The following is a 7,709-nucleotide window of genomic DNA, read 5'->3' as shown; positions in this document are numbered from 1 at the left end:
GTTCTGCTTCCTGGCCACGACGGGCCACGAGATAACGGCGACCGGCCACGACCGAGCCCCACGGCGGGGCGGCCGGTCGGTCAGGCCCCGCCGTGGCGGCCGAGGAGAAGCGCGGTGTGCGTCATGATGGGTACACTTCTACCACAACTCCTCAGACAAGTAGAGAGGTATTTCGGTGGTATCGCAGGTACGGCGTCAGCCGCTGGCCGCACAAGCGGCTGAACTCCTTCTCACGCGGATCCGCGCCGGTGAGTGGCCACTGGGCCACCGATTACCCGGCGAGACCGTGCTGGCCGCCCAGCTGGGCGTCGGCCGGTCGACCTTGCGCGAGGCGATCCGGGAGCTGGCGGGCAAGGGCGCGCTCGACAGCAGGCAGGGCGCCGGCGTGTTCGTCACCGCGCTCGATGTCACCGAGGATTGGGATGTCGTCCTGCGCGGCGCCACCATCGCCGCGGTGATCGAGGCGCGCATCGCCATCGAGGCCGAGGCCGCCGCGCTGGCAGCGCGACGGCGGACCCCCGCCGATGTCCGCGCCATCCGCCGCGCGCTGGCGGGCCGTCGCGCCGACGGGCAGACCGTGGCCGAACACGTCGACGCGGACATGGCTTTCCATCGCGCGGTGATCGTCGCTGCCCACAACGACGTGCTGACCCAGCTGTTCGACAGTTTCCTCCCGCGGCTGCGCCTGGCCATGATCGACATGCTCGCGCTGCGACCCGTCGCCTCGGAGCAGGCCGACCACACCGCGCACGAACAGCTCGCCCAGGCTGTCGCCGACCGGAACCCCACGGCGGCAGCCGAATTCAGCCGCACCCACCTGTCCGCATTGAAGGAGGCTTTCGCATGACCGGCACCCCGGTGATCGAACTCGACGAGGTGACCTTCCGCCGCGAGGGCAAGAAGATCATCGACGGCATCTCGCTGACCGTGCGGGCGGGCGAGCACTGGGCGTTGCTCGGCCCCAACGGCGCGGGCAAGAGCACCCTGCTCGGTTTCTGCGGCGCGGTCACCTTCCCCACCACCGGCACGGTGCGGGTGCTCGGCGAACAGTTCGGCCGGGTGGAGCTGGCACGGCTGCGACGCTCGATCGGGCACGTCAACCCGCGGCATCCGCTGCGCTCCGCGCTCACCGTGCGCGAGGTCGTCCTGACCGGCATCACCGGCACGATCGACACCCCGATGCGCTGGTCCCCCACCGCCGACGACCTGACACCGGCCGACGCGATCATCGATACCCTCGGCCTGTCCGGCAAAGCCGAGGACATCTGGCCGACCCTGTCCCAGGGCGAACGCGGCCGCACCCTGATCGCCCGCGCCCTCATCAGCGGCCCCCGCGTCCTGCTCCTGGACGAACCGTCCACCGGCCTCGATCTGGCCGCCCGCGAGCAACTGCTCACCACCATCGACACCCTCGACCAGACCCACCCCGAGGTGGCATCGATCCTGGTCACCCACCACCTCGAAGAACTACCGACCACCACCACCCACGCCCTGCTCATCGCCGACGGCCACACCGTCGCCGCAGGCCCCGCCCCGGACGTCATCACCACCGACCACGTCTCCACTGCCTTCGACCACCCCATCGACGTGCGCTACGACGAGGGTCGCTGGAGCGCCAGGGCGCGCTGACACTCACCATGGCGAGGGTTACGATCGCGGGGCATCACGTTGTCGGCACGGACAGGAGGATGTCATGAGAATTGTTCACCGGATCGTCGCCACCGCGGGTGTTGCCACGGCTTTGACTCTGGCCACCACGGGCATCGCCGCCGCTCAGGAGGACGAAACACCGAAGTCGCCCCTCGTGGAATTCATCGAGACGTGGCCACCGGCGCCGCAGGGCTGCGATCGCGTCTGGGATCCGATCGAAAATGTCGTCGAGGATGTCGTTCCCGAGCCGGCCAAGGCCGCGTTCGACGCCTTCGATGATTGGTGCGAGGGAGAGGAAGACGTCTGACACGCTGGGTCCGGTATCAAGCGGATCCGAACGGCTCGTCTCCGAAATCCAGGTCGGCGCCGAGTAATTCGTCCGCGCGGGCCAGTGCGCGGTCGAGTTCGTCGGTGACGGAGTCCATGATCGAGATGCCGTCGAGCATGTCGGACAGTTCGGCGCGCAGGGCGTCTAGTTCGGCGATCGCGGGGTCGACGGTGGTCCAGGCGACGGTGTCACGCCACCAGCTGTCGCGCTGGATCCAGGACCACACGATGTCGCGAACCAGCAGCGCGTCGGTGGTGAAGAGCTGGCGGTGGTCGGCGCCGTCGACGTGCTCGAGTTCGTAGGTGCCGTCGTCGAGAAGGCGGGCCTGGATGTACTCGGTCTCGGTTCGCGTGAGCAGGAGAAACGGGTAGCCGGGGGCCGGATCGGTGGCATCGGTGCCGGGGTCGGCCGGGTCGACGGCGCGTGGCGCGCCGGACCCGTCGCCGAGGTGGACGACGACCTCCGGCGAATCGTCACGGTAAGCACCCATCGGGCCAGTGTGCCGGATCGGGGGCGGGCTAGGACAGTGGTACCGATGAATCGGCGCCGGTCACCCGTGGAAGCCACCGGGCGGCAGCGGGTACGCGAGCGCGCTCAGCCACGACGTGATCCACGGCCTCGACATCACCGTCGCGCTCGGTCACACCGAACCGGTGCCGCTGGACCGGATGCGCCTGGTTCTCGGCGCCGACACACAGCGCTCGGTCGACTACTTCGGCGTCGATCTCGACGGAATCGCCCTGCGGGCAACCGATCTCGACTTCCGCCACGGCGAGGGCGAGGTGCTCTCCGGCGCGGCCCAGGACCTGCTGCTCGTGCTGTGTGGACGCATCCTGCCTCCGGGTCGCCTGCACGGTGCGTCGGCGGCCAGGTTCACCAGCGGCTGACGAAAACGACCTGCGGGCCGGCGCGGCGCGGGGTACCGTCGTGCCGATGACGTGGACAGCACCCGAATTGGAGCCCACCCGCACCTTGCGCGTGGGCGGCGAACGTCCACTGTTGCAGTCCTGGTTGGACTTCCACCGCCAGACCTTGCTCGGCAAGTGCGGCGGTCTCGACGCCGAACAGCTGGCGACCCGCTCGGTGTCACCGTCGTCGCTGTCGCTACTCGGCCTGGTCCGGCACCTCACCGATGTCGAGCACGCGTGGTTCCGGCAGGGCGCCGCATGCGAGGATGCAGCCTTCCGGTACTGGTCGACGGCGGAGCCCGATGCCGACTTCGACGAACTCGCCACGCCGTCCGCCGAGGAGGTGTTCGCCGCCTTCCATGCCGAGGTCGCGGCCTGCGACGCCGCCATCGCCGACCTACCGCTCGGCCATGTTTTCCAGCGACCGGGGTACACCGGCGATTTCACTCTGCGCTGGGCGTATGTGCACATGATCGAGGAGTACGCCCGGCACAACGGCCACGCCGACCTGTTGCGGGAACGGATCGACGGCGTCACCGGCAGCTTCTGACCCGGTCAGCCGGTGACCACCTCGGGGGTCAGCTGGTCGAGATCGTCGATCACCACAGCGGCCAGCGCCAGCGCGTCGGATGTCGGCGGGAACTCCGGACGAGGATCGGCGATCACGCGCATGCCCGCCGTGTGCGCGGAGATCAAGCCGTTGGTCGAATCCTCCACGGCGGTACAGTCCTTCGGATCGACGCCGAGCCGCTGGGCAACGGTGAGATACACATCCGGTGCAGGCTTACCCCTGCCGATCTCCTCGGTCGACAGGATCGTCGAGAAGTACTCCAGCAGGCCGGATTTCGCGAGCACCAGGTCGATGAGAGTGCGCGGCGAGGAACTGGCAAGGCCCAGCTTCCACCGACCGGCGCACCGCTGCACCGCTTCGACCGCGCCCGGCAGCAGCGGCACGTGGTGGGCGTACTGGTCGGCCATCAGGTCGATGACCTTCGTGGAGATGTCGTCGAGCGGCATGGCGACACCGAGATCGTCACTCATGTAGGCGGCCCACTCGGTGGTGGTCATGCCCATCATCTTGCGCTGCGAATCCGGTTGCCACCGGCCACCTTTGCGCTCGACATAGTCGTGCCGGACCTGTTCCCAGATGGGCTCGGAATCGATCAGCACGCCGTCCATGTCGAACACTACCGCCGCGATACCCATGCGCTCAGCCTTTCGCCGTTCCTGCGCCGGGCACCCCGCGGGCGCGCCGGCTCTTCCGGTACGTACAGACCTGCTCGGTGATCGGCACCCAGCCTAATAGAGGCGGGCCCGCGGCGGTGAGCCGTGTCACGAGCACGCGCCGAAGTGGGACACCGGAGGCGAACATCCAGCTCGGCAGCGATAACGTGTTGCATATGGACGATACACAGGTCGGCGCTTCGCTGCCGGACGCAGAGCACCACGAAGGCGGGTTCCGGCCGGTCGCCGAGCTGATCCAGCAGCGCAAGGAAGCGAAACTGGACCAGACGATCGGCGGCCCGCACTACGGGGAACTGATCGAACAGGTGCGCGAGCTGATGGACCGCGCGCGCCTGATCAACCCGTCCGACGAGCTGGCCAAGGACACGATCGCGACGCTCGAGCAGCTCAATGCCCGTCTCGACGCGGCGGTCGTGGACGAGTGGTCGGCGCCGAGCTGGACCCGCACCGACCTGCCCTCGCGCGGCAACATCACGCTGCCGCCGTACACGGTGGACAGCGCCGATGTCGACGGTGTCACCGCCAAGCTGACCTTCCGCACCTTCCACCTGGGCGGCAACAGCGCGGCGCACGGCGGCCAGATCGGCGTCGCCTTCGACGACATCCTCGGCATGACCGCCGCGGTGCACACCAAGGCCGTCACCCGCACCGCGTCGCTGACCATCGACTACCGCTCGATCACCCCGCTCAACCGTGAGCTGACGATCCGCGCGTGGGTCGAGCGCACCGACGGCCGCAAGGTGTATCTGCGGGCGACGATGCACGACGGCGAGCGCCTGTGCGCGGAGGCGAACGGCCTGTTCATCCTCCTCAAGCCCGGTCAGCCCTGATCTCCTCCGGTCACCGGGCGACATTGCGATCGACGTGAGCGCAGTATCGCCCGGACCGCAGGTCACGGCCGAGACGTGCCCGCACCGCACGGTCGGTGATCCGCGACGTCGATAGTCTGGTTCGCATGAGCGCACTCTCCGGCACATTGGTCACGGTCGCCGAGAACCTGGATGAGGTGACAACGGTCGGCCACGAGGACGATCCTGTCGAGGCAGGGACGTCCGCCGAGGCGGTCGCGGCACTGTGGGCCTCGGTGCGCGACTGGTACGCGATGGGGACGACGCCGGCGATCCAGGTGTGCCTGCGCCGCAACGGCAAGATCGTGCTGAACCGGGCCATCGGCCACGGGTGGGGTAATGCGCCCAGGGACTCCACCGATGCCGAGAAGATCCTGGCCACACCGGACACCCCGTTCTGCGGGTTCTCGACCGCGAAGGGTGTCGCCGCCACGGTGATGTCCATGCTCGTCGAGCAGGGTGCGTTCGCGCTGAACGACCCTGTGTGCGAGTACATTCCGGAGTTCGCGTCGCATCGCAAGGACCGGATCACCATCGGTCACGTGCTGTCGCATTCGGCGGGCGTCCCGTTCATCACGCCGCCGTACAAGGGCAGCGATGTTGTCCCCGACGAGGAGCTGGCCGTGTCGGCGCTCGCCGATCTCGTGCCGAGCTGGCCGCCGGGCCGGTTCCGCGTCTACCACGCGCTGACCAGCGGGCTGATCCAGCGCCTGCTGGTGCAGCGCGCCACCGGCAAGCGGATGCGGGAGCACCTCGCCGAGCAGGTGCTGGTTCCATTCGGGTTCCACTGGAACAACTTCGGCGTCGATCCCGCAGATATCGGCAAGGTCGTGCCGAGTGTGAAGACCGGTCCGCCGCCGTCGCGGCTGTCGCTGTTCCTGGCGCGCAAGGCGCTCGGCGGGCGGATGGACAAGGCGTCCAAGTCCGACAACGACGCGTTCCTCACCGCCGAACTCCCCTCCGGCAACCTCGTGACCACCGCCTATGAGCTGTCGCGCTTCTACGAAATCCTCACGCGGGGTGGCGAACTCGACGGTATCCGGATCATCGAACCCACCACGCTCTTCGATGCGATCCGACCGGCCGACCGTATACCGGGTGCGGCGGGCCGGGTCAGCCGCGCGGGATTCGAACTGGGCGGGCGCCGATCGAAGTTCGGGCGCGACACCCGATTCCACTTCGGCCGCAGCGGATTGACGACACAGTACGGCTGGGCCGACCCCGAACGCGGGCTCGCGGGCGCGATCCTCACCAGCGGCAAAGCCGCCACCGACACCAACCGCCCCTGGCAGCTGGTCGCGCAGGTGTCCGACACCCTGCCGCGGCTCGACCGTGCACCGGAGTGGCTGAACCTCAGGTGATCGCGGCGATGATCGCGCGCGCGACCCAGTCCGCGTAGCGGTCCACAGACCAGCCCCTGGCGAGCACCAGTCGTTCGTAGGTGTCGATGGCGAGGTAGTTCCACAGGACGTCGCGAACCTCGTCGAGGTCGATCCCCGCCCGGAGCTGCCCTGTCTCGAGCAGGTGCCGTCCCAGCATGGTCATCCCGACCAGGCCCTCCTCGGCCAGCTTGTCCCACACCGGGGTGAGCGAATCGTCGACGTGGCGACCGTCGCGAATCAGGAACTGCACCTTGGCCGATCGCGCCTGCCGCTGGGCCAGGCCATGGACGAACATCTCGATCTTGCGGCGCACGTCGGGCTCGGCGAGCATCGCCTGCTGCTCGGGCCGTTGATAGACGGGGATGTCCTCGTCGTCGCCCGCGATCACGACATCGAACACGGCCTTGGCCAGCGCCGCCTTCGTGCCGAACGCCTTGTACACGCTCTCCGCCGAGACGCCCGCGCGTTCGGCGACCGCCGCGATCGTCGTCGACCGGAACCCGTCGCGCTCGAACAACTCCTGCGCCGCGACCACCATCGCGTGGCGGCGCGCCCTGGCCTGCGCACGCCGCCCCGACGCGTCATACCGCCTCTTGACTTCGGTCATCACCGGTCCAATAATTTTAGATACAGTCCAACTTTACCCAAATTGGAGTTCTATCACAGACGGAGCGTCATCATGAACACCATCAGCCCCAGGGTCGTGGCCGACGACCTGAAATCAGTCGCGATTCGCGGCATCCACCTCATGGTGGACGGCAGTGTCGCCGACCTCGCCGAGGTCACCCATCCCGACGGCTTCACCCGGGAACGCAAGGCGGCGCCGCCGTGGGCCCGGGGAAACGGCCCCGAGGCGCTCCACGCGCTGGCCGAGTGGCTGCGCGACGCCTTCACCGACATGTCCTACGACATCCATGCCACGGCCGTCGAGAACGACCTGGTGACCGTGTACGCGACGATGCACGGCCGCCAGATCGGCCCGTTGGTCTTCTACACCGAGGACGGCGCGGTGGACAATGCCTTCCCGGCCACCGGCAAGACCTTCGCGATGACCGAATCGCACTGGTTCCGCATGCGCGACGGCAAGATCTTCGAACACTGGGCCAACCGCGACGACCTAGGCATGGCCAGGCAACTCGGCTGGCTGCCGCCCTCCCCGGTGTATCTGCTGCGGTCCGTGCAGCTCAAACGACGCGCGGTGCGCGAGGTGCGCTCCGGCCGCTGATCAGCCCGCGGTCGGTGCCCCGGCGACACGGCGGTCGCCACCATTGCGCTCCTGCCAGAGCCGATACACGTCGACGGCGGCAAACCACCGGCAAAGGACAGTGGTGGGGCCCGATTACACACC

The 7,709-nt window shown here is 68.3% G+C and carries 11 protein-coding genes and 1 pseudogene; 8 read left to right on the top strand and 4 right to left on the bottom strand.

Annotation, left to right across the window (positions count from 1 at the left end):
* Positions 1 to 175: 175 nt before the first annotated feature.
* The 3 genes from ACFWPJ_RS18835 to ACFWPJ_RS18825 all read left to right on the top strand — a co-directional run bounded on the left by ACFWPJ_RS18835 (position 176) and on the right by ACFWPJ_RS18825 (position 1,957).
* Entirely contained in the window at positions 176 to 847 is a 672-nt protein-coding gene (locus tag ACFWPJ_RS18835) for a FadR/GntR family transcriptional regulator (RefSeq protein ID WP_378853001.1), read from the top strand.
* On the top strand, positions 844 to 1,629 hold the full coding sequence (locus ACFWPJ_RS18830; protein ID WP_378852999.1) for an ABC transporter ATP-binding protein: 786 nt from the start codon (positions 844 to 846) through the stop codon (positions 1,627 to 1,629). Before ACFWPJ_RS18835 ends, ACFWPJ_RS18830 begins: the two co-directional genes overlap by 4 nt.
* Positions 1,630 to 1,693: 64 nt before the next feature.
* Positions 1,694 to 1,957 carry a hypothetical protein gene (locus ACFWPJ_RS18825; protein WP_378852997.1) on the top strand — a complete coding sequence of 88 codons (264 nt, stop codon included), beginning with the start codon at positions 1,694 to 1,696 and terminating at the stop codon, positions 1,955 to 1,957.
* A 16-nt stretch (positions 1,958 to 1,973) separates the two neighbouring features.
* Here the strand turns inward: ACFWPJ_RS18825 and ACFWPJ_RS18820 are convergent, their stop codons facing one another.
* Positions 1,974 to 2,468, bottom strand: a complete 495-nt coding sequence (locus ACFWPJ_RS18820; RefSeq protein ID WP_378852995.1) for a hypothetical protein — start codon at positions 2,466 to 2,468, stop codon at positions 1,974 to 1,976.
* Between the two features lie 115 nt (positions 2,469 to 2,583).
* Here ACFWPJ_RS18820 and ACFWPJ_RS18815 point away from each other — a divergent pair, with 115 nt between their 5' ends.
* Positions 2,584 to 2,865, top strand: coding sequence for a hypothetical protein (locus tag ACFWPJ_RS18815; protein ID WP_378852993.1), 282 nt, complete (start codon positions 2,584 to 2,586; stop codon positions 2,863 to 2,865).
* A gap of 46 nt (positions 2,866 to 2,911) precedes the next feature.
* On the top strand, positions 2,912 to 3,436 hold the full coding sequence (locus ACFWPJ_RS18810; protein WP_378852991.1) for a DinB family protein: 525 nt from the start codon (positions 2,912 to 2,914) through the stop codon (positions 3,434 to 3,436).
* A gap of 5 nt (positions 3,437 to 3,441) precedes the next feature.
* Here the strand turns inward: ACFWPJ_RS18810 and ACFWPJ_RS18805 are convergent, their stop codons facing one another.
* Positions 3,442 to 4,092 carry an HAD family hydrolase gene (locus ACFWPJ_RS18805; RefSeq protein WP_378852989.1) on the bottom strand — a complete coding sequence of 217 codons (651 nt, stop codon included), beginning with the start codon at positions 4,090 to 4,092 and terminating at the stop codon, positions 3,442 to 3,444.
* A gap of 194 nt (positions 4,093 to 4,286) precedes the next feature.
* Between ACFWPJ_RS18805 and ACFWPJ_RS18800 the strand changes: the two genes are divergently transcribed.
* Both ACFWPJ_RS18800 and ACFWPJ_RS18795 read left to right on the top strand, forming a co-directional pair.
* Positions 4,287 to 4,961: a PaaI family thioesterase gene (locus tag ACFWPJ_RS18800; protein ID WP_378852987.1), complete on the top strand. Its 675-nt coding sequence runs from the start codon at positions 4,287 to 4,289 to the stop codon at positions 4,959 to 4,961.
* A 125-nt stretch (positions 4,962 to 5,086) separates the two neighbouring features.
* Positions 5,087 to 6,340, top strand: a complete 1,254-nt coding sequence (locus ACFWPJ_RS18795) for a serine hydrolase (protein ID WP_378852985.1) — start codon at positions 5,087 to 5,089, stop codon at positions 6,338 to 6,340.
* On the opposite strand, the gene ACFWPJ_RS18790 is transcribed toward ACFWPJ_RS18795, so the two are convergent.
* A complete protein-coding gene (locus ACFWPJ_RS18790) occupies positions 6,333 to 6,968 on the bottom strand; it encodes a TetR/AcrR family transcriptional regulator (RefSeq protein WP_378852983.1) in 636 nt (211 codons plus the stop codon). The two genes, ACFWPJ_RS18795 and ACFWPJ_RS18790, sit on opposite strands and share 8 nt — an antisense overlap.
* A gap of 72 nt (positions 6,969 to 7,040) precedes the next feature.
* Between ACFWPJ_RS18790 and ACFWPJ_RS18785 the strand changes: the two genes are divergently transcribed.
* On the top strand, positions 7,041 to 7,586 hold the full coding sequence (locus tag ACFWPJ_RS18785) for an ester cyclase (RefSeq protein ID WP_378852981.1): 546 nt from the start codon (positions 7,041 to 7,043) through the stop codon (positions 7,584 to 7,586).
* On the opposite strand, the pseudogene ACFWPJ_RS18780 reads toward ACFWPJ_RS18785, so the two are convergent.
* Positions 7,587 to 7,664, bottom strand: a pseudogene (locus ACFWPJ_RS18780) (nucleoside deaminase); the annotation flags it as partial. It abuts the gene before it with no gap.
* Positions 7,665 to 7,709: the final 45 nt, after the last annotated feature.

The organism is Nocardia sp. NPDC058497 (genome assembly GCF_042720195.1).
Taxonomy (GTDB): Bacteria; Actinomycetota; Actinomycetes; order Mycobacteriales; family Mycobacteriaceae; genus Nocardia.
The sequence above is the reverse complement of the archived record's forward strand: the minus strand, read 5'-3'. Positions and strand labels throughout refer to the sequence as shown.

Bases quoted from the DNA above. Each gene is read 5' to 3' on its own strand.
- ACFWPJ_RS18785 (WP_378852981.1), top strand. From the start codon at position 7,041: ATGAACACCATCAGCCCCAGGGTCGTGGCCGACGACCTGAAATCAGTC.
- ACFWPJ_RS18820 (WP_378852995.1), bottom strand. From the start codon at position 2,468: ATGGGTGCTTACCGTGACGATTCGCCGGAGGTCGTCGTCCACCTCGGC.
- ACFWPJ_RS18825 (WP_378852997.1), top strand. From the start codon at position 1,694: ATGAGAATTGTTCACCGGATCGTCGCCACCGCGGGTGTTGCCACGGCT.
- ACFWPJ_RS18810 (WP_378852991.1), top strand. From the start codon at position 2,912: ATGACGTGGACAGCACCCGAATTGGAGCCCACCCGCACCTTGCGCGTG.
- ACFWPJ_RS18830 (WP_378852999.1), top strand. From the start codon at position 844: ATGACCGGCACCCCGGTGATCGAACTCGACGAGGTGACCTTCCGCCGC.
- ACFWPJ_RS18795 (WP_378852985.1), top strand. From the start codon at position 5,087: ATGAGCGCACTCTCCGGCACATTGGTCACGGTCGCCGAGAACCTGGAT.
- ACFWPJ_RS18805 (WP_378852989.1), bottom strand. From the start codon at position 4,092: ATGGGTATCGCGGCGGTAGTGTTCGACATGGACGGCGTGCTGATCGAT.
- ACFWPJ_RS18800 (WP_378852987.1), top strand. From the start codon at position 4,287: ATGGACGATACACAGGTCGGCGCTTCGCTGCCGGACGCAGAGCACCAC.
- ACFWPJ_RS18790 (WP_378852983.1), bottom strand. From the start codon at position 6,968: ATGACCGAAGTCAAGAGGCGGTATGACGCGTCGGGGCGGCGTGCGCAG.